20 protein-coding genes are annotated in these 21,020 nt (G+C 57.7%); 10 read left to right on the top strand and 10 right to left on the bottom strand.

The genetic code is table 11. The features are described 5' to 3' along the window. Positions 1-15 precede the first annotated feature (15 nt). On the bottom strand, positions 16-294 hold the full coding sequence (gene yccX / locus ACEQFP_RS09045) for an acylphosphatase (RefSeq protein WP_005292910.1): 279 nt from the start codon (positions 292-294) through the stop codon (positions 16-18). Between the two features lie 200 nt (positions 295-494). Here yccX and rlmI point away from each other — a divergent pair, with 200 nt between their 5' ends. Beyond that, positions 495-1,673: a 23S rRNA (cytosine(1962)-C(5))-methyltransferase RlmI gene (gene rlmI, locus ACEQFP_RS09040; protein ID WP_172460015.1), complete on the top strand. Its 1,179-nt coding sequence runs from the start codon at positions 495-497 to the stop codon at positions 1,671-1,673. A 109-nt stretch (positions 1,674-1,782) separates the two neighbouring features. After that, positions 1,783-2,103, top strand: coding sequence for a heat shock protein HspQ (hspQ, locus tag ACEQFP_RS09035; RefSeq protein WP_005284439.1), 321 nt, complete (start codon positions 1,783-1,785; stop codon positions 2,101-2,103). Positions 2,104-2,140: 37 nt separating this feature from the next. Here hspQ and ACEQFP_RS09030 read toward each other — a convergent pair whose 3' ends face one another. Then, the gene (locus tag ACEQFP_RS09030; protein WP_035596970.1) at positions 2,141-2,563 is read right to left on the bottom strand and encodes a CoA-binding protein; all 423 of its coding nucleotides are present in this window, start codon (positions 2,561-2,563) and stop codon (positions 2,141-2,143) included. Positions 2,564-2,755: 192 nt separating this feature from the next. On the opposite strand from ACEQFP_RS09030, the gene ACEQFP_RS09025 reads away from it, so the two are divergent. Together ACEQFP_RS09025 and ACEQFP_RS09020 are read left to right on the top strand one after the other, a co-directional pair. Beyond that, positions 2,756-3,247, top strand: a complete 492-nt coding sequence (locus ACEQFP_RS09025) for a DUF2057 family protein (RefSeq protein ID WP_077999219.1) — start codon at positions 2,756-2,758, stop codon at positions 3,245-3,247. 110 nt (positions 3,248-3,357) lie between these two features. Beyond that, complete coding sequence (locus ACEQFP_RS09020; RefSeq protein ID WP_205438396.1) at positions 3,358-3,816, top strand: methylglyoxal synthase; 459 nt, start codon at positions 3,358-3,360, stop codon at positions 3,814-3,816. Positions 3,817-3,891: 75 nt separating this feature from the next. Here the strand turns inward: ACEQFP_RS09020 and helD are convergent, their stop codons facing one another. Further along, a complete protein-coding gene (gene helD, locus ACEQFP_RS09015) occupies positions 3,892-5,946 on the bottom strand; it encodes a DNA helicase IV (protein ID WP_370545901.1) in 2,055 nt (684 codons plus the stop codon). A gap of 202 nt (positions 5,947-6,148) precedes the next feature. On the opposite strand from helD, the gene ACEQFP_RS09010 reads away from it, so the two are divergent. Further along, the gene (locus tag ACEQFP_RS09010) at positions 6,149-6,595 is read left to right on the top strand and encodes a YccF domain-containing protein (protein WP_005284424.1); all 447 of its coding nucleotides are present in this window, start codon (positions 6,149-6,151) and stop codon (positions 6,593-6,595) included. 13 nt (positions 6,596-6,608) lie between these two features. After that, on the top strand, positions 6,609-8,747 hold the full coding sequence (gene yccS, locus ACEQFP_RS09005) for a YccS family putative transporter (protein WP_370545902.1): 2,139 nt from the start codon (positions 6,609-6,611) through the stop codon (positions 8,745-8,747). 25 nt (positions 8,748-8,772) lie between these two features. On the opposite strand, the gene ACEQFP_RS09000 is transcribed toward yccS, so the two are convergent. After that, positions 8,773-9,396: a TfoX/Sxy family protein gene (locus ACEQFP_RS09000; protein ID WP_370548686.1), complete on the bottom strand. Its 624-nt coding sequence runs from the start codon at positions 9,394-9,396 to the stop codon at positions 8,773-8,775. A 221-nt stretch (positions 9,397-9,617) separates the two neighbouring features. Here ACEQFP_RS09000 and sulA point away from each other — a divergent pair, with 221 nt between their 5' ends. Continuing rightward, entirely contained in the window at positions 9,618-10,115 is a 498-nt protein-coding gene (sulA, locus tag ACEQFP_RS08995; protein ID WP_370545904.1) for an SOS-induced cell division inhibitor SulA, read from the top strand. 366 nt (positions 10,116-10,481) lie between these two features. Beyond that, positions 10,482-11,534 carry a porin OmpA gene (ompA, locus tag ACEQFP_RS08990; RefSeq protein ID WP_370545905.1) on the top strand — a complete coding sequence of 351 codons (1,053 nt, stop codon included), beginning with the start codon at positions 10,482-10,484 and terminating at the stop codon, positions 11,532-11,534. A 461-nt stretch (positions 11,535-11,995) separates the two neighbouring features. Here the strand turns inward: ompA and matP are convergent, their stop codons facing one another. After that, a complete protein-coding gene (gene matP / locus ACEQFP_RS08985; protein ID WP_370545906.1) occupies positions 11,996-12,454 on the bottom strand; it encodes a macrodomain Ter protein MatP in 459 nt (152 codons plus the stop codon). A gap of 203 nt (positions 12,455-12,657) precedes the next feature. Here matP and ACEQFP_RS08980 point away from each other — a divergent pair, with 203 nt between their 5' ends. Continuing rightward, positions 12,658-14,406, top strand: a complete 1,749-nt coding sequence (locus ACEQFP_RS08980) for an AAA family ATPase (RefSeq protein ID WP_370545908.1) — start codon at positions 12,658-12,660, stop codon at positions 14,404-14,406. Positions 14,407-14,474: 68 nt separating this feature from the next. Beyond that, positions 14,475-14,993, top strand: a complete 519-nt coding sequence (fabA, locus tag ACEQFP_RS08975) for a bifunctional 3-hydroxydecanoyl-ACP dehydratase/trans-2-decenoyl-ACP isomerase (RefSeq protein ID WP_005284391.1) — start codon at positions 14,475-14,477, stop codon at positions 14,991-14,993. A gap of 126 nt (positions 14,994-15,119) precedes the next feature. Here fabA and rmf read toward each other — a convergent pair whose 3' ends face one another. From rmf to ACEQFP_RS08950, 5 genes are all read right to left on the bottom strand, one after another. Next, the gene (gene rmf, locus ACEQFP_RS08970) at positions 15,120-15,293 is read right to left on the bottom strand and encodes a ribosome modulation factor (protein ID WP_005292881.1); all 174 of its coding nucleotides are present in this window, start codon (positions 15,291-15,293) and stop codon (positions 15,120-15,122) included. 263 nt (positions 15,294-15,556) lie between these two features. Continuing rightward, a complete protein-coding gene (gene pqiC, locus ACEQFP_RS08965; RefSeq protein ID WP_370546675.1) occupies positions 15,557-16,123 on the bottom strand; it encodes a membrane integrity-associated transporter subunit PqiC in 567 nt (188 codons plus the stop codon). Beyond that, the gene (gene pqiB / locus ACEQFP_RS08960; protein WP_205438404.1) at positions 16,123-17,760 is read right to left on the bottom strand and encodes an intermembrane transport protein PqiB; all 1,638 of its coding nucleotides are present in this window, start codon (positions 17,758-17,760) and stop codon (positions 16,123-16,125) included. The genes pqiC and pqiB overlap by 1 nt, the downstream gene beginning before the upstream one ends. Before the next feature lie 3 nt (positions 17,761-17,763). Further along, positions 17,764-19,023 (bottom strand): membrane integrity-associated transporter subunit PqiA, encoded by a 1,260-nt coding sequence (gene pqiA, locus ACEQFP_RS08955; RefSeq protein ID WP_205438405.1) that lies wholly within the window; start codon positions 19,021-19,023, stop codon positions 17,764-17,766. An 86-nt stretch (positions 19,024-19,109) separates the two neighbouring features. Continuing rightward, a complete protein-coding gene (locus ACEQFP_RS08950) occupies positions 19,110-21,020 on the bottom strand; it encodes an ABC transporter ATP-binding protein (protein ID WP_370545909.1) in 1,911 nt (636 codons plus the stop codon).

Below are 21,020 nucleotides of genomic sequence, written 5' to 3'. Positions count from 1 at the left end.
GATCGGGCTCTCCGCTCAATAACGGATGGTAAACGCCGAGAAATGTTGCCGCGGACGGGGTTCCGTCACGACATGTTCGATCCGCGCATGACGCGGTCCCCCGTCCACCAGCCACTGTAACAGGCGCGCCACGGCACTCTCCTCCCCCTCGGCTAACACCTCGACCCGACCATCGTCCAGATTGAGGGCATATCCGGTTACCCCTAACGCCACCGCCTGGCGCTGGGTCGCATAACGGAAACCCACGCCTTGCACACAGCCGCTGATGTAGGCTGCCACGCATTGTGTCGCCATCGTCGCTCCTCCCCTCGTATCCTTCTTCTCGGCGAGACCACCGCTACGATAACAGCCTCACCGCTGCTAACAGCCTAGTCTATCATAGGCCCCCTGTCCGCCTCGGCGCCGCCAGAGGTAGTGACGGCGCCGACATTCGGCTATGATAGCCGCCCGCCGCTTCCATAACTGTATATTGAAGGTGAATTTTGGCCCGTTTAATCCTCGCTAAAGGACGCGAAAAGTCCTTACTCCGCCGCCATCCCTGGGTTTTCTCTGGCGCGGTGGCTCGCATCGAAGGGAATGCCGCCAGCGGTGAGACGCTGGATATCTGCGATCACCAAGGGAAATGGCTGGCTCACGCCGCCTACTCGCCCCAATCGCAGATCCGGGCGAGAGTCTGGAGCTTCAACCGCGACGAACGTATCGATCAAGCCTTCTTCGAACGCCGTCTACAGCAGGCCCAACGCTGGCGCGACTGGCTGGCAGAGCGTGACGATCTGACGGGCTATCGCCTGATCGCCGGCGAGTCAGACGGCATGCCGGGGATCACCATCGACCGCTTCCAGAATACCCTGGTGCTACAACTGCTCTCTGCCGGTGCCGAATACCAACGCGCTACCCTATTGGCCGCACTGCACACCTGTTATCCTCAGTGCGCCATCTATGACCGTTCTGACGTGGCCGTGCGCAAGAAAGAGGGCCTTCCGCTGACCCAGGGGCCGATCAGCGGCGAGCTGCCGCCCGACCTGCTGCCCATCCGCGAACACGGTATGCAAATCCTGGTCGATATTAAGGGGGGTCATAAGACGGGCTTCTACCTCGACCAGCGCGACAGCCGGTTGGCGGCGCGTCGCTTCGCCCGTGACGCTCACGTCCTCAACTGCTTCTCTTACACCGGCGCCTTCGCCATCTCGGCACTGATGGGCGGTTGCGCCCAGGTAACCAGCGTGGATACCTCACAAGCGGCGCTCGATATCGCCCGACAGAATGTCGAGCTGAACGGCCTGGATCTCGCGCGCGCCGAATTCCTACGCGATGACGTATTCCAGTTGCTACGCCGCTATCGCGATGAAGGAAAAACCTTCGACCTGATCGTGATGGATCCGCCAAAGTTCGTCGAGAACAAGAGCCAACTGGCGGGTGCCTGCCGCGGCTATAAAGATATCAACATGCTGGCCCTGCAACTGCTGCGCCCCGGTGGCGTGTTGCTGACCTTCTCCTGCTCAGGACTGATGCCCACCGATCTGTTCCAGAAAATTTTGGCCGACGCCGCCGTCGATGCCGGACGTGATATACAATTTATAGAGCAGTATCGTCAGGCCGCCGATCACCCGGTGATCGCCAGCTACCCTGAGGGGCTCTACCTGAAAGGCTTTGCCTGCCGCGTCATGGATTAAGTCGTGCGATGCGCCTCGGCAAGGGGCGCAAGTCGATGACGCCATGCTTGAAACAGAGATTTCCACCCACATATTTGTTGGTAGAAGTTGCGGTTTCTAAGGAGGTCATATGATTACCAGTAAATTCGGCATTGGGCAGCAGGTACGCCACAAACTGTTAGGCTCGCTGGGTGTGGTGATAGACATTGACCCCGAGTATGCCTTGGTAGACACCCCGGAGGCCGATGATTTGGGCGCCAACGAGATGTTACGCCACGCGCCGTGGTATCACGTGGTGATGGAAGATGACGAAGGGCGTCCGGTACATACCTATCTGGCGGAGGCGCAGTTGGATGGTGAAAGTAACGATTCCCATCCTGAACAACCTTCGATGGACGATCTGGCCGAGTCTATCCGTGCCCAACTGCAGGCGCCGCGCCTGAGAAACTGAACCGACGCCCCCACACAGGCGGGGGGTCTTTTTTACCTCACGCCTCGTCACGCTCCAGACCCAGACGGGGGATCTCGATCTTCGGACAACGATCCATCACGACCTGTAACCCGGCCGCCTGCGCCAAAGCGCTCGCTTCGGGATTGATCACCCCAAGCTGTAACCATAGGACCGAGGCCCCGACGGCGATCGCCTGCTGTGCGATGCCATAAGCCGCGTCGGCGTTACGAAAAACATCGACCATATCGATCGGCTGCGTCACCTCTTCCAGGGTCGCATAGACCCTTTGCCCCAACAGCGTCTGACCCGCTAATTTCGGGCTGATCGGCGTGACTCGATACCCTTGCGCCAGCAAGTAGGCCATCACCCGATAGCTAGCCCGCTCCGGCTTATCACTGGCCCCCACCAGGGCGATATGCCGCACTCGGCGTAAAATCTGTGTTAGCGCTTCATCTTCCATTGCAAACTCCCAAGCAAAAAGGCTCTTCCTCAGCATAGAACTCAGCCGACGGATGACAAAGGTTTTTTGACGCGCTAGCGCCACCGCCCGCATAATGTAAAAAGATGTTACAAAGAAGGCGCCCTGCGCATTTTGCTTTCCGTCTCGCCGCGATAGCCACACGCGCTTCGTCCGAGCAAGTTTGAGGATCCCATGCGACAACGTGTTTTACTGGCATTGATTGGCGGTGCGCTGCTGTTTTGCTCCCCCCTGTCAGCCACCACGCTGAAGTTTGGCAGCGATGTTGAATTGCTGGCGCTCGACGGCCAACCACTACCGACGGCGCTGTTCAAGAGCGCTAACAGCCTGGAGCTAGATAGCGGCACTCACCAGGTCTTATTCCGCGTCGCCAAGCCCTTTATACCAAACGGGCAAGCGCACTACTCCGCGCCCCTGCTGGCGCTGTTCGATACCCGCGACGCCACCTCGGTCACCATCAAGCTCCCCCGCCTGGGCAATGATCGCGATATCCAACAGTTAGAGCAGACACAGAGCTTCGAGCTACTCAACCATCGCGGTATTCCGCTCGAGTTTCGGGCCGATGTCCTCGAATCCGGCACAGCCGACGCGGAGGGGTATCGCCAATTACTGCGACGCTATAATCACAGTAACGCCAACGCCGCGTTGCCCACGCTGGCGCCCTAATCCCCAGATGTCACCATTTTCTTGCGTCGTATCGCGACACTCGACACCCGACCCTGCTATGGTGTAGCGCTCCCTTGTTTTGACACTCTTTTTTAATGAAGGCCAACAGCATGGAAATGACGACCCGCACCCTCCCCAACCATAAGCGCATCGCCTTGGTGGCGCACGATCACCGTAAACAGGCGCTGCTGGAGTGGGTTACGCACAATAAGGCTCAGCTCAGCCAACACCAACTCTTCGCGACCGGTACTACCGGGAATCTGATCCAGAAGGCCAGTGGCATTCCGGTCAACTGTATGATGAGCGGCCCGATGGGCGGAGATCAGCAGGTCGGCGCCCTGATCGCCGAAGGCAAGATCGACATGCTGATCTTCTTTTGGGATCCCCTCAATGCCGTCCCGCACGATCCCGATGTCAAAGCATTGCTGCGCCTGGCGACCGTCTGGAACATCCCGGTGGCTAACAACCGCGCGACGGCAGACTTTCTCATCAGCTCGCCGATGTTTGCCGGTGAAATGGAGATCGCCATCCCCGACTATCAGCGTTATCTCAACCAGCGCTTGATCTAAGCGGACCCGACGCAGAGAGGGCCTGCAGGCCCTCTCCCAACTCAACGTATCGTCTGCGCGCCTTGTGCGACGATGTTAAGGCTTACGCCGCACCACCGCCCCCAGACGCTGCAACGGCGCGACGAAGCGCGAAGGATGCTGAGGATCTTGCATCAGCCATACCCGCCGACGCGCTCGCGTTAACGCCACATACAGCAGACGCCGCTCTTCGGCATCAGGGAACGCCTCGTCATCCGGCAGCAACACCTGCTCAATAACGCTCTCTCGCGTCGCCGCCGGAAAGCCGTCGTTCCCCTCATGCAACCCGAGCACGATGACATAATCGGCCTCGCACCCTTTACTGGCGTGGATCGTCATGAAGCGCAGATCCAACCCGGGCCAACGTGTCGCCGCGCGCGCCAGCAACGCCGGGCGCAGATGATGATAACGTGCCAGAATCAGGATGGACTCCTCGGCACGCACATAACTGCTCAGCTTATCGAGTAGCGCCTCCAGTTGATCCTGCGGCAACAGGGTCACCGCCTGGCGCTCACCGGCGCACAGGCTCGTGAGCGACTTCTTCAGTTGATGCGGATTCTGTTGTACGAAACCGTTGGCAATCTCGCCAATACGGCGATTAAAACGGTAAGTGGTGTCTAGCGGACAACACTCGCCATCCCCGAAATGGTGATGAAAGGCGGTGGTCAGCGTCAACGCGGCGCCGCTAAAGCGGTAGATAGCCTGCCAGTCATCGCCGACGGCGAACAGCGCACTGTGGCTATTCTGCCGACGCAATGCCGCCAGCAGACGGGCACGTTGCGGCGAGATATCCTGGAACTCATCCACCAGGATGTGTTTCCACGGGCTGATAAAGCGCCCCTTCTCCAGCAGGGCTAACGCCTGCTGGATCAACGCCGGAAAATCAAGGGCCGCCTCCCGCTTCAACTCCGCCTTCCACGCCTTTAGCAACGGCGCTAACAAACGCAACTGCTGCTGAAACGGCACCCGCAATGCTTCGGGAGCCAAGGCCGTCATCGCCGCCTGCGACGCCCCCTGTTCACGCAGTAATCCGACCCAATAGGCCAGACGTGGCGCCAGGCGCGCCTGTAGCGCCTTATCCTGCCAGAAGGCCTCCTCCAGTTGCGTCTCATCAAACAGACTCGCCAGCCATTGACGCCACCCCTTGGCCTGGCTCTTCTTGGTTGCACACTGCTGGCACCACTCGGCGAGTAAAAAGTCATCACGCGTCTGACGATCGCTCTCTAGGCGTGAGAGGCGTACGGGCTTACGCCCCGCCTGTTCGACGATCTGTAATGCCAACGCGTGAAACGTCTTTGCCGCTACCGAGTCGCCCCCCGGACAAGCGGGTAGACGTTGTGCCATCTCCTGCGCCGCTCGCCGACCGAAGGCCAACAACAGGATCTGTGGCCCCTCGGCCAGTCCCCGCTGCAGCAGCCAGGCGACGCGCGCCAACAACACGCTGGTCTTCCCGCTGCCCGCGCCCGCCAACACCAGCACGTTAGCCTCGCCATTGACCACCGCCAGCGCCTGGCTGGGATTGAGCGGCTGCGCCTCGACCTGAGCGAAGAAATCCGCCTGCTCAGTCAGCATGCGCTGGCTCCACTGGCGGTTGTGCTGTTGGCGCAATGACTCCCCCTCATCGCGCCAGGCCAAGCAGTCGTGATACAACGATGCACAGGCGGGGAACTCGGCCAAGCGGGCACACGGCAATGGCAAGGCTTGGAATGCCGCCGCGATCGCCTGGACGGCCTGCTCCAGATCGTCGCGCCCCAACCAATCGTCACGTGAGCTCAAGGCTTGCAGTGCCTGACACTGCGCCTGTAACACCTCGGCGCAGATCTGCGCCATCTCCTCACTCCACGCCTGCCAACTTTGCCGCAGATGGTGATAAAAACGTTGCGTCTCCTGCCAGTCGGTGCCATGCAGGCGCACCACCCGTTGATCGGGGAGCTCAAACTCCAACTCCCCCCATACCAACCCGCGCTTGCAGCGCAGTGCCATCAATTGGTTGAACGGGATCAGATATTGGTGCCGCTCTCCGCTCACCTCGACGCCGGCGTTCAGCATACGCGCACAGTTATAGGGGTGCTGCGCCAGGCGCTGCCCCAACTTGGTGGCTCTGAGTTCCATGCTCTCTATTTACCCGTGTTGACGCCATCATGTAGACAGTTTACTCAGGAATCGCCGGCGGCTCTAGGCACCTTCCCTCATTCGCTGAACGCTCACGACGCCAGCGAAAGCGACTAAAACGCAATGCACCACATTCCGGCCAGCGAGGAAACAGGGTAAACTGACGCGTCGTAACCGCCCTAATCCTAATGAGTTGATCCCAATGAGAACCGTACTGAATATTCTGAATTTTGTGCTTGGCGGCTTTATCACCACCTTGGGCTGGCTACTGGCGACCGTGGTGAGCGCCTTACTGGTCATCACCCTGCCGCTGACGCGCTCCTGCTGGGAGATCACCAAGCTCTCCTTGCTGCCCTATGGCAATGAGGCGGTACATGTCGATGACCTCTATCCCGAGCGGAAGAATGGTCTGCTCAGCGCCGGGGGGACCCTACTCAACATCCTGTGGCTGGTGCTGTTCGGTTGGTGGCTCTGCCTGACTCATATCGCGGCGGGCATCGTGCAATGCGTGACGCTGATCGGTATTCCGGTCGGCATCGCCAATTTCAAGATCGCCGCTATCGCGTTATGGCCGGTCGGGCGTCGCGTCGTCTCGGTCGAAGTCGCGCAGGAAATGCGCCAGGCCAACGCCCGTCGCCGTTTTCAGTAACACGCGTCAAGCTATGTCGGTATTTGTCGCCTTCGCGCCCAGTCTGCGCCGTTACGCCTATAACAGCGCACTGCTGTATAACCTGCGTATCTTCATCGCCCTGGCCGGTGCGGCCGGGGTTCCTTGGCTACTGCAACAGCCGCGCCTGACCATTCCCCTGACGCTGGGGGTGGTGGCGGCCGCGCTGACGGATATTGACGATCGTCTGGTCGGGCGCCTGCGTAATCTCGTCATCACCCTGGTCTGCTTTTTCATTGCCTCCGCCTCCATCGAGTTGCTGTTCCCCTACCCCTGGCTCTTCGCCTGCGGACTGATGCTGTCGACGGTCGGCTTCATCCTACTCGGCGCCCTAGGACAACGCTACGCGACCATCGCCTTCGGTGCCTTGCTGATTGCCATCTATACCATGTTGGGCACCTCGATGTACCAATTCTGGTACCAGCAGCCGCTACTGCTGTTGCTGGGCGCCGTGTGGTACAACCTGTTGACGCTGATCGCCCATCTGCTGTTCCCTATCCGCCCGGTACAGGAGGGGATCGCGCGCAGCTATAACCAGTTGGCCGCCTACCTGGATGCCAAATCCAATCTTTTCGATCCCGATCAAGAGCAGATGGATCAGCCGCTGATCGATGTCGCCATGGCGAATAGCGCCCTGGTCAGCACCCTCAACCAGACCAAACTCACGCTGCTTACTCGTCTACGCGGCGATCGTGGCCAGCGCAGCACGCGGCGCATGATGCACTATTACTTCGTGGCACAAGATATCCACGAACGCGCCAGCTCCTCGCACTTCCAATATCAACAACTGTGTGAGATGTTCCGTTACAGCGACGTGTTGTTCCGCTTCCAGCGCCTGTTGATGCTCCAGGCTCGCGCCTGTACGCAGCTCGCCCAGAGCATCATCCTGGTGCAACACTACCAGCACGACGCGCGCTTCGAGCGCGCTTTCTGTCATTTGGAGTCGACGCTAGAGCGCCTCGCGGCCCAGCATGGCCGCCAACATGTCTTGGTCAAGTCGCTGTTCAATCTACTGATAAACCTGCGCGCCATCGATGCTCAGTTGGCGAATATTGAGTCGGAGCAGACGCTGGCGGAGACCCAGGCGGAAGAGAGCACGCTCGCCGAAGATCGCATCACCGGTTGGCACGATATGGTGTTACGTATCCGCCGCCACCTCACCCCACAATCGCCCCTCTTTCGCCACGCGGTACGCATGGCCGCGGTGTTAGTCGCCGGCTACGCCTTCATCCAATTCTCGGGCATGCGACATGGTTACTGGATCATGCTGACCAGCCTGTTCGTCTGCCAACCCAACTACCATGCCACGAAACGCCGATTGTGGCTGCGTATCGTCGGGACGCTGGCCGGCATCCTCCTGGGTCTACCGGTGCTGTATCTGGTTCCCTCATTGGAGGGGCAACTATTGCTGATCGTGATCAGCGGCGTGCTGTTTTTCGCCTTTCGCAACGTGCAGTATGCCCACGCCACCATGTTTATTACTCTGCTGGTTCTGCTCTGTTTCAACCTACTGGGAGAGGGATTCGAGGTCGCTTGGCCACGGGTGTTTGATACGCTGTTAGGCTGTGCCATTGCCTGGGCGGCGGTGACCTTTATCTGGCCAGACTGGCACTTCCGCCAATTGCCGGCGGTGATCGCCCGCACACTGAATGCCGACTGCCGCTATCTGGATGCCATTCTGGTGCAATATCACCAGGGTAAGTCCAATGCGCTGGATTACCGCATCGCCCGGCGCGATGCGCATAACTGTGATGCCGAACTGGCGGCCGTCGTCTCCAACATGTCACTGGAGCCACGCCACGCCTCCCCGTCGCAGGAGGCCGCCTTCCGCCTATTAGGGATCAACCATACCCTGTTAAGCTACATCTCCGCACTCGGCGCCCATCGCCAGCGCCTGGATGACCCGGTCATTCTCGCGCTACTCGACGATGCGGTTTGCTATATAGACGATGCGCTAAACTACCAGGATGAAGCGTTGGCTGCCCGCGTGCGTCAGGCGCTCGACCATCTGCATCAACGTCTACAGGATGCCGATCGTTCGGGTGATAGCACCGGGCAACTGGTTCGGCAGCAGATCAGCCTGATGCTGGCGCTGCTGCCCGAACTTATCCGGCTAAAAAAATCGCTGGCATGATCCCCTAGCAACCGTCTGATGAGTCTTACTTCTTATAACGCCAGCGATGCGCATTACCCTGCAGCCACTGGCGTAACGCCTCGTTTAACGGCCGTGGCAAAACCGCGCTATGGCAGCCCTGCACCGCCGCCGCCAAGTCGAACAGCACACGATCGTCGACTTGGTGGTTGGCCTCCTTCAGTTGGCTAAAGGCCTGTGTCGCCCCCACGCGTGCGAGATCTTCCAGCGAATAGATACCGATACGGTACAAGCGCCGCTCCATATTGATGGAGATATTAGGGCGTGTATGCAGACGCATCATCGCCGCCAGACGCGCGGCCTGATCGCTACGCGCCTGTTGCAATGAACGCTGAAGGAGATCGGCAAGGCTGTGCGGATGCTGCCACATCGCCGCATCCACCCGATAATAGTGGAGACGGACAGGAAAGCCACGCTTGGTGTAGATGAAGGGGCGCATGCCGCGCGCCGCATAGTCACGCCCCAATGCCTCCCGGCCTCGCAGATATAGCTCGCCATCGGCAATTAAGGCGAACATCACCCCATCACACCAGACCCCGAGCCCACCGAACTGAGATCGCTGCGAAACCTGTCCCAATGCCGCAAACAGAGACTCCGCAACCCTACGCTTGTCATTGAGCAATCCATTCATGCGTAGCTCCTTAATAATCATCACAATTAATGACCTTTAATCAGGTCGTCACGGGAAACCGTTAGCAACATAACTAATCCCGCATGAACTCCCAAGACACAAACGGAGCACAGAGGGTTTTACATCCGATAAATGCGAGGCTCATTCAAAAAAATAGGTTGATCTTCGGCCAGGCTAGAATTACTGTATAGACATACAGTACACAGATAGAGAACACGATTATGCGTACCTCCTCGTTGCCTCCTGCCACTGACCGCACGCTGTTCAACCGTCCCGCCTATTCACCCGTAGCGATGGCACCGCAAAGCGGTTTTGTCAGTGAATTGGGCTATGGCGATCAACAACCGCTGTTATCATTGCTGCTGCCGCCGTTACTGCGTCAGTTGGGAGAGCAATCGCGTTGGCAACTGTGGATCACCGCGCAACACAAGCCCAATAAGCAGTGGCTCGCCGCCTGCGGCGTACCGGTAAATAAAGTGATGCAGCTACAACGCGCCGAGGCGGGTGAAGCGATCCACGCCATGGAACAGGCGCTGCGTAGCGGCAACTACAGTGTGGTACTCGGATGGTTGCCGCCACTCACCGCGAGTGAACGATTGCGTTTGAATCAGGCGGCAAAGGTCGGCAATAGCATCGGCCTCCTGATGCAGCCCTGGGCGGGTGCACACGCTCCCTTAGGCCATCGCGCAATAACGCGACGGGCTGAGCAATTCCACTGACGCACTTTAGGACAATTCCAAGAATACACGCGGCAACGATGAAAATGCGTTTTGCCGTAATAGTGAAACCAGGGTATAACGGGGAAAGGCATAAGAAGCGCACACATCTTCCTATGAGCAAAAAAACATCACCTGTTAGCTAAAATGCACGTCCAGAAATTTTTTTTGGTGAGCCTAATCACATCGTACTTGTAAGTTTTTAATCTCGTTGTAGACTTGTTATCACGACGGCTGTGTGGAATATCTATAATTATTACCTGACTAACAGCGTAATAAAACTGAGTGGCAGCCGGATAAAGGGTTTTAAACTAAGAGCTAGTGTTATACATAGCTCATTGCCTATTTTGGATGATAACGAGGCGCAAAATGAAAAAAACAGCGATCGCATTAGCAGTGGCACTGGCAGGTTTCGCGACCGTAGCTCAGGCAGCTCCGAAAGACGATACCTGGTACGTAGGCGGTAAACTGGGTTGGTCCCACTACATCGGTAACAGCTTTGAGAATATGGACTCCACGAAGTCTCATTCGAATCAGCTGGGCGCCGGTGCTTTCTTCGGTTACCAGGCTAATCCGTACCTGGGCTTCGAAATGGGCTACGACTGGCTGGGCCGCATGGGCTACACCGGTGACGTGAACGGTAAGTTCAAGGCACAGGGCATCCAGCTGGCTGCCAAACTGAGCTACCCGCTGATGGATAACCTGGACGTCTACACCCGTCTGGGCGGCATGGTATGGCGCGCCGATGCTCACCTATCTGATGCCAACAACTACGAATCTGGTCATGACACTGGCGTTTCTCCGCTGGCCGCGATCGGCGTTGAGTACGCACTGAACAAAGACTGGGCGACCCGTCTGGATTATCAGTATGTCAACAAGATCGGCTCTAGCAGCAACACGTTTGCACGTCCGGACAACACCATGCTGAGCCTGGGCGTTGTCTACCGTTTCGGTCAGGATGATGTCGTTGCTCCGGCACCGATCCCGGCTCCGGCTCCGGCTCCGATCGTTGAAACCAAGCGTTTCACCCTGAAGTCTGACGTCCTGTTCAACTTCAACAAATACACCCTGAAGGCCGAAGGCCGTCAGGCGCTGGATCAGCTGTACACTCAGCTGAGCAGCATGGATCCGAAAGACGGCTCTGTCGTCGTTCTGGGTTACACCGACCGCATCGGTTCCGACCAGTACAACCTGAAACTGTCTAAGCAGCGTGCTCAGACCGTGGTTGATTACCTGGTTTCTAAAGGCATCCCGGCTGACAAGATCACTGCCCGTGGTATGGGTAAAGCGGATCCGGTTACCGGCGCTACCTGTGACAACGTGAAACCGCGCGCGGCCCTGATCAACTGCTTGGCCCCGGATCGTCGTGTTGTTATCGAAGTGAAAGGCATCAAAGACGAAGTGACTCAGCCGCAGGCTTAATCACGATAACCTTTGCATAAAAACCCCGCTCTGCGGGGTTTTTTTATCGCGCTCGCCTATCTATCCAGCGCTAAACGAACCATCACCGCTAACGTCCCCATTGGCACCGCCGGATGTGTGATATTTATCCAGCACGCCCCCGCTGACTTTCTTACCCCAATCTCTCTCATCCGCTCGATCTTTAATTCCACGGTGGGGATCACTCTGGGCGAAGACAATAATCAAACGCCGCTACTATCGTCTATTTATTCTTTTTTATATGGAGAGTGTCGTTATTTTTTCTTTTTAGGAATATGCACACGGAATAAAGTCTTCAGTGCCGTAGTCACATACGTTACGTATAGATAATAAAACGATTAATTATAGATAATACTATGCTTTATGGTAATAACGTAACGCTCTCACAAGAGCGTATCCGCTATTCAGCCTGCCACTCGCGTTAGGTAAGGTGGTGCCGTCCATCATTCTTGTCCGCCGCGTAAAAACTCCTGTAAATCCTGTTTTAACGCGCTCATCTGATTGGCGTACTGCTCCTTACGCTCCGCATCCTCGATCAACTGTACGATGGTATCGGATAGCGTACACCCCCGCCGTTGTGCCAACGCCGCCAAACGCTGCCAGACCAAAAACTCCAGATCGATGGATTTCTTACGCGTGTACTGGTTTTCGGCATTAAAGTGGCGCTTACGACGGGCACGGATGGTCTGTTTCATCCGATTGGCCAAGGCCGGATCCATATGCTCGCGGATCCACGTCTGTACCTTTACCGGCTCATGCTCCAAGCGCAACAGTTGCTCCACCGCCTGCTGAGCCTGGCTCAACTCCTGATAACGGGTAATCGACTCCCCCTCCCGCTGCTTTTTCACCAGGTATTTCCACTTCCAGCCGCACTCTAGATTTTCAAGCTGTTGATATTTCATATCGTTTGCTCGTGACACGGTAACTTATGACTAAGGATAACAATTTTTTTCACTTTTGCCGTATCAAAATCCGCAGAAAGCACAAAATTTAACCTGTCGGCGACAAAGCCCACAATCCTCCCGCTCAGCAGACCGAGTTTCCTGTGCAGCCAGGCGGATTCTTGTATAATTGTTTTTTTCTGACTGACGATGATTTGACAACGTTGAGCAACTTCCGACTAGAGTGGCAATCGCTACTGCCCGATACAACTCCTTATACCTCTGTGTTCAGCAGTGCCGCCGCGCTGTCGGCCATCACCTTTGCCGAGTATCAGCCCCGTTTGGAGAATAGCCTGGCTCACTTCTGCCACGCCCATGCCCCCAGCCCCTTTATGCTGGTCAAGGCTGACTGCGATGGTGAGCACCTCACGCGTCTGCAACGCGCCGTCGAGGCACTACTGCCCCCAGGCGAGCTATATGGTAGCCGCTACGATATTACACTGGACCAGATTCGTGTCGCGCCCGCCACACAGCCGAGCGATAACCTGGCGGCCAGCCAGCAAGTGCTCAGCGCCGAATGGTGTGAGGGTGAGCAGCTATTTGGCACCGTGCGCCAGAGTAAGAACGGGCTCCAGCTACAGCCCGGCCTGGTGCATCAAGCCAACGGGGGCGTACTGATCCTATCGCTGCGAACCTTGCTGGCACAACCGCTACTGTGGATGCGCCTCAAACAGTTCGTCACCAGCGGGCGTTTTCAGTGGCTAGCGCCAGACGAAAGTCGCCCATTGCCGCAGTCCATCCCCGAGATGCCGTTGCAGTTAAAGATCTTGCTGGTCAGTGACCGCGAGGGGCTGGCCGACTTCCAAGAGTTGGAACCCGAATTGTGCGCCAGCGCGCTGTATGGCGAGTTCGAAGTCGATATGCCCTTGATGGATGAGGAGGACATGCGGCGCTGGTGCGCCCTGGTCACGACCCTGGCGGCCGAGCAACACCTCCCCTCCATCGAGCAAGACGCCTGGCCACTGCTGGTACGCAGCGCCGTACGCTATAGCGGCGATCAGAATCTATTGCCACTCAATCCCGTCATGCTAGGGCGCCTACTGCGCGAAGCCGCGCTGTATGCCGATCCACACATCAACGCCGAGGCATTGTGTCAGGCGCAAACGGCCCGCCGCTGGCGCGAGAGCTATCTGGCCGAGCGCATGCATGATGAGATCGAAATCGGGCAGCTACTGATCGAGACCGAAGGCGCCGCCATCGGCCAGATCAATGGCCTGTCCGTCTTGGAGTATCCCGGCCATCCCCTGCTCTTCGGCGAACCGTCACGCATCAGCTGTGTGGTCTATCAGGGTGACGGCGAGTTCACCGATGTGGAGCGTAAAGCCGAACTGGGAGGCAATCTGCATGCCAAGGGGATGATGATCATGCAGGCCTTCCTGATCGCCGAGTTGGAGCTGGATCAGCAGTTGCCCTTCTCCGCCTCGCTGGTCTTCGAGCAATCCTACGGTGAGGTCGATGGCGATAGCGCCTCGTTGGCCGAACTGTGCGCGCTGATCAGTGCCCTGGCCATGGTCCCCATCGACCAACAGATCGCCGTGACAGGCTCCGTCGACCAATTCGGCCATGTGCAACCCATCGGGGGCGTTAACGAGAAAATCGAAGGCTTCTTCGAGGCCTGCCAACGCCGTGGCTTGACCGGGAAGCAAGGGGTGATCATCCCTACGACCAATGTCCGCCACCTCTGTCTCAGCGACGAGGTCGTCGAGGCCGTCAAGGCAGGAACCTTCCATCTCTGGGCGGTCGAGAACGCCGAAGATGCCCTGCCGTTACTGACTGGCGTCGCCTACCTCAGCGAGAATGGCCCCAGCTTATTAGGCGCCATCCAGGCGCGTATCGCTGCCGCCAACCCCTTGTTAGATCGGCGTCAACTGCCTTGGCCGCTGCGCTGGTTAAACTGGTTCGGTCGTGGCTGATCGGACTTGTTCAGCGTACACCTGTTAGCTAAGATGGGCGCTTCATTGGATAAAGGCTGACGAGAATTATGGTAGATAAACGCGAGTCCTATACAAAGGCGGATCTGGAAGCATCGGGTCGTGGTGAGCTGTTCGGCGCAGGCGGACCTCCGCTGCCATCAGGCAACATGCTGATGATGGATCGCGTCATCAAGATGACGGAAGATGGCGGTAACCACAATAAGGGTTATGTTGAAGCGGAACTGGATATCAATCCGGATCTGTGGTTCTTCGCCTGTCACTTCGTCGGCGATCCGGTGATGCCAGGCTGCCTCGGCCTGGATGCCATGTGGCAGCTGGTCGGTTTTTACCTCGGTTGGCTGGGTGGCGAAGGCAAAGGCCGCGCACTGGGCGTCGGCGAGGTCAAGTTCACCGGTCAGGTATTACCGACGGCGAAGAAGGTCACCTACCGCATTCACTTCAAACGCGTCATCAACCGTAAGCTGATCATGGGTCTGGCGGATGGCGAGGTGCTCGTCGACGGTAAATTGATCTACACCGCCAGCGACCTCAAGGTCGGCCTGTTCAAAGACACCAGCGCTTTCTAAACGCGCAAGGCGGTCTATGGATTAAAAACGCAGCTATGCTGCGTTTTTTTATTGTCGAGCTATGCGCTTAGATGGCAAGAACCCCCACGAAATGGAGGTTCTGCTTATCGAATCGTGGCGGTCGCGCTAGGCTACCGCAATGAGAGACCTGTCTTCCATGGCCTGCCGCCAGCCTCCCAGCCAGTAGGAACGAGCGTCCAGAGAGTGATAGGGACAAATTTCCTTAGAGCGTCCTGCAATGCCCGCTTGATAACCTCGGGCCTGTGCCCTTTCCAGACGATCGCGTTTCTGTCTCTTCATGCCTTTTTTCCCTCATGATTACACTGGTGGAAAGAAAACAGTGGGCGGCAACCGCCGCCACCCTTAACCAATAGCTATTTTTAGCCGTCGGGTCAATGATGAAAATTTATCCAGCGATCACACTTTCTTCTCTTTGACTGCGCGTTCACGCACGTAGCCCCTCGCCGCGGTAAGTTAATCGATTGAGGGACATAAAAAAAACGCTCGCCACCGAGTCAAGGTGGCGAGCGAGTTAACGCAGAGGATTTACACGCTGTAACGCTTTACCCGGCGCGGGCGATCTGCCCCGCCATCGCGGCGATCTCCTGTTGCCAGGCTTGTCCCAGCGTACGCACCAGCGCATCATAGCCGTCGCCCTGTTGCGGCAACACGATGTGGAACGCCCGCTGAGTCAGTACCCCCTGATGGGTCAATAGCCATTCACCGGCGACCACCACCTTACCATCGTAACGGCCATAGAAGGCGTTGATATTCACCGTCAGGCTATCCTGACTCATGCCTAAGGGTTGGGTCGAAACCAACCAACCCGGCATCGCCGCCCCCAACCCGGCGACCAGCGATTGCGTCAGTTGCTGGCTCAACGGACTGGCCCACAAGTTGTTGCTGGCGGTGACGAACTGCACATCGCTCTGCTGATAGACAACGCCCATCCCACCCAGTAAATCGGCCACATTCACTGGCTGCACCCACAACTGGTGCGACTGCGCCGCCGTTTGCGTCACCGCACGACTCACCGCCGGCTCGACCGGCAGTTGATAGTACTGCTTCGAGCCGGCACCACTACAGGCGCTCAGCACCAGAGCCGCCAGCAGGATCATCCCTCTCTTCATCATTTCGCTCCCTTGGGATGTGGATCGTTCCCCGCCGGTGCCTCAAACACCAGCGCGTTGCTCTTCTCATTCAGGGTGCGCAGCACGGGTTGCAGCTCGCGCAACACCTGATCTAAGTGTTGGAGATCACCCACCATCTGGTTATACGCCGGCGAACCGGGTTGAATCCCCTTGATGGTACGATTGAGCTCAATCAACGACTGCTGCAGATCCGCCGGCAGCGACTGCATCGCCTTGCTGGACAGGATCCCGTTCAATGCATCCAGGGTTTCCTGCGTCTTACGCATAGTATCCTGGCTGGTCTTCAGCGTTGCGGTTGCCGACTTGACCATCGGCTCCAGCGGCAAGGCGTTGAACTTATCCAACACCGCCGTCACCTTCTGCTGCAACTGTGCCAGCCCACCACTAACGGTTGGCATCAGCGGAATGCCATCGATCACATCCGGCCCCTTCCACGGCTTGGTATTAGGATAAAAATCCAGATCGATATAGAGCGCCCCCGTCAGCAGGTTACTCGACTTCAACGCCGCCCGCAGACCGCCATGGCGAATCGCGAGCAGATGCTTACGCAGATCGAAATCCGGTCCCATATTAGTATCGATACGCTCCGGCTCAATATGCACCAACACCGGTATACGATAATCGGCATCGAGGCGTTGATTAAGCCCCTTGACGAAGAAGGGCACCTGGGCGACGGTTCCCAAGCGGATACCACGGAACTCGACCGGCGCCCCAACCTGCAGACCACGGATCGAATCGGCGAAGAACATCAACATATCGAAGTGTTCGGTATAGAGCGAATCCTGAATGCTACTCTGGTTGTCATACAACACGTAGTCGCTCATGTTTGCCACCTCTTTCCCCGGCGTCAGTCCTTGCGGCACATCGAAGCTCACGCCGCCGCTCAGCAGCGTCGCCAAGGATCCCATCTGGACGCGCATCCCCTGCGCCGACACGTCGAAGGAGATGCCGCTGTCCACCCAGAAACGCACATTTTCGGTCACCAGGGTGTCATAAGGGGCGGCGATAAACAGCTGATAGGTGATCTTACGCGCCTTGGTATCGAAGCCACTGGTCTCTACCGAACCGACACGCAACCCACGGAATAGCACCGGATCGCCCGGATTCAGTTGCCCGGCCTTGTCACTGGCCAACATGATGCGAATACCTTTGGCATCCGGCGGCGCCAACGGGGGCTGATCGAGTAGCTTGAACTCGCGCTGCTCGCTATCCGACGATCCCGGCTGCAGTTCGATGTAGGCCCCGGACAGCAAGGTCCCCAGCCCCGAGATCCCCTCGCGGCCAATCTGCGGCTTCACCACCCAGAATGTGCTGTCCTTACGCAGCAGTTTCTCCATGCCACTCTGTAGTCGCGCCTTCACCATCACCTGATCCAGGTTATCGCTGAGGGTGACGCTCTCCACCGTACCGACATCCACGCTACGGCTCTTGATCGCCGTCTTCCCCGCGACGATCCCTTCGGCATTCTGCGTGATCAGCGTTACCTCAGGTCCCTGGTGACTAAAATGGTAAAAAATGATCCAGGCACCGATCAGTGCCGTCAGTATTGGGATGATCCAAACCGGCGACCAGCGTTTAATACGCTCGATTTGCGCCGTTGCGTGTTTATCTACCATCGCTTATTCCTGCTCCCCAGTAGTCAATTTGCCCTCTCGATCCCAAAGCAAACGGGGATCAAACACCATCGCCGAGATCATCGTGATGATGACCACGGCGGCAAACAAAATCGCCCCGACATCGGGGTAAATACTCATCAGACGCCCCATACTCACCAATGAGGAGAGCACGGCGATGACGAACACGTCGATCATCGACCAGCGACCGACAAACTCGACAATCTCATAGATAGTATGCATACGCTCACTGTCCCGACGTACGCCATGGCGGGTCGACCAACACAGCCAGGCGATCGCCAAGATCTTCAACGATGGCACCATGATACTGGCGATGAAGATCACCATCGCCACCGGGTAAGATCCCTCGCCCCATAACAGGATCACCCCGGCCATGATGGTTGATGTCAGCTTACTGCCTAACGCTTGAGTGACCATAATGGGCAATAAGTTGGCGGGGATATACAGCATCAACGCCGTCGCCAACAGGGCTAACGTCCATTGCAGGCTGTTGCGACGCCGAGCATAACCCGTCGTCAGGCATCGCGGACACTGGCGTTGCGTCATCGGTAGAATTGCGGTGCAGCAGGCGCAGGAACGGACTCCCTGGCGTAGCCCACTCTCTCCGCTATGGTAGGGCACGGCACAGGGGGGTTGTGGCGCAATATCATCCCAGAGCAGACGACGATCGACCATCTGAAAGGCACGTACCTGTAACAGGCAAAAGAGGCAGTAAGCCCAAAAACTGCTACCGACCCCCACGTCACCATAGGCCATCAACTTAACAAAACTGACCAATACCCCGGCGAGAAAAATCTCGACCATACACCAGGTGCGGCACTGTAGCAGAATACGCGCTAACCCCACCCGTAGAGGATGAGGTAACGGTACTCGTAGAGAGAGCAGGATGATCACCACCATGCAGAAAGCGGGGATCAGCTGTACGAAAATCATAAACAGCGTCGCGATGCTGATATAGTTCTCCGCCATCAGCATACTCGGGATCTGGATCAGCGTGATGGCGTTGCTCAGCCCAGCCACCGACATGGTGACGAACGAAAATAGATTCGCCACCAGCAGCAGAAACAAGGCGCTGCACGCATACAACGTCGGCTGAAGATGCGGGTGGCGCCAGCGCATCGCCAACGTGGTTCCACAGCGTGGGCAGACGCTCTTCATTCCCCATGCCAGACGCGGCAGCGTGACCAACATGTCACACTGTGGGCAGAGCATGTGAGCGTCGGCTGGATCCTGTGTATTGCACATATCGTTATCCAGTTATAAAAAAGCCTGACATGCCGCGCCCCGCGCGGCCATCAGGCTGATGATGATCCCTGCGACTATAGCCTCAATCAGCTAGCGTTTTTTTGCGTTTCAAGGGATTCCCAGCGCGCATAGGCCTCTTCTAACGCTTGCTCGCTATCGGCTAACGCCTGCAAGACCGGTTGAGTCTCACCGTGCGGCAAGGTAAAGAAGGCCGGATCGGCAACGCGCTGCTGCAGTTCGCTCACCTGCTCCTCCAGCGTCTCAATACGCTGCGGCAGTTGCTCCAGCTCCCTCAACTGATTGTAGCTCAGCTTGGTGTTGCTGCGTCGGCGCTCCACCTTCGTCTCTTCCTTCACCGGCGGCGCGCTGACCGCGACGACTGGCTGACGCAACGCCTGTGAGGCGGACTGCTGTTGATGCGCATCGGCATAACCGCCGGCGTAATGGCCGATGACCCCATCGCCCTCGAAGATCCAGCAGTCGGTCACGCAATTATCGACAAACTGACGATCATGGCTGACCAGTAGCACTGTTCCCGGATAATTGGCGACCAACTCCTCCAACAGTTCTAGGGTTTCGATGTCCAAATCGTTGGTCGGTTCATCGAGCACTAGCAAATTACTCGGTTTTAGGAACAATCTCGCCAACAATAGGCGGTTACGCTCGCCGCCGGACAGCGCCCGTACCGGCGTCATCGCCCGCTTGGGATGGAAGAGGAAGTCTTGCAGATAACCGAGCACGTGACGAGAGCGCCCATTGACCATCACCTCCTGTTTCCCTTCCGCCAAGTTATCCATCACCGTCTTGTCGGGGTCCAGTTCGGCGCGATGCTGGTCGAAATAGGCGATCTCCAGCTTGGTACCGCAGCGTACCCGGCCGCTATCGGGAGCGAGCTGACCGAGCATCAGCTTCAGCAGCGTGGTCTTACCGCAGCCGTTGGCCCCCACCAGCGCGATCTTGTCGCCGCGCTGCACCTGGGCCGAGAAGTCTCGCACCAGAGTCCGCTCGCCGCAACGATAGCTGACATCTTCCAGTTCAAAGACGATCTTACCGGAGCGCAGCGCCTCTTCGGCCTGCATCCGGGCGTTCCCCTGCTGCGCGCGGCGTTGGGCATGCTCCTGACGCATCGATTTCAGGGCGCGAACACGCCCCTCGTTACGGGTACGACGCGCCTTGATCCCTTGACGGATCCACGCCTCCTCCTGCGCCAAACGCCGATCGAACTCGGCATTCTGTAACTCCTCGACCCGTAGCGCCTCCTCCTTACCAACCAGGTAGGCATCGTAGTCTCCCGGCCAGGAGACCAATTTACCCCGGTCGAGATCGACAATACGCGTCGCCATGGCGCGGATAAAGGCACGGTCATGGGAGATGAAGATAATGCTGCCGCAGAACTCCTTGAGGAACCCCTCCAGCCAGGTGATGGTATCGATATCCAGATGGTTCGTCGGCTCATCCAGCAACAATACATCCGGCTCGCACACCAGGGCACGCGCCAACGCCGCCTTACGCAGCCACCCACCAGAGAGCGACGACAGCGCGGCGTCGGCCTCTAACCCCAACTTGGTCAATACATCCCGGATACGGGTATCCATGCGCCAGATCCCCTGGTGCTCCAGGCGCTCCTGCAAGTCGGCCAGTTGACGCAGGTGTTGTTCGCTAGGATCACGCTCGACCTTACGCAGCAACTCGTGGTAATCGCGTAGCTGCTGAGCCTGTTCGGCCACGCCGTCCGCGACGAAGTCGAAGACCGAGCCGGCGACATCGCGCGGCGGATCTTGTTGCAGGCGGGAAACCACCAGATCCTGGGCATACACCACCCGCCCATCATCCAGCGCCAGTTCACGCCCGAGGATCTTCAGCAGGGTCGACTTCCCCGCCCCGTTACGCCCGACCAAGCAGACGCGTTCATTCGGCTCGATATGCAACTCGGCATTATCCAGCAGCGGCGCGTCGCTAAAGGAGAGCCAGGCGCCAGAAAGACTGATCAAAGACAT

Origin of the sequence: Edwardsiella sp. A.80236, from assembly GCF_044540725.1 — a bacterium.
GTDB lineage: Bacteria > Pseudomonadota > Gammaproteobacteria > Enterobacterales > Enterobacteriaceae > Edwardsiella > Edwardsiella tarda.
The sequence above is the reverse complement of the archived record's forward strand: the minus strand, read 5'-3'. Positions and strand labels throughout refer to the sequence as shown.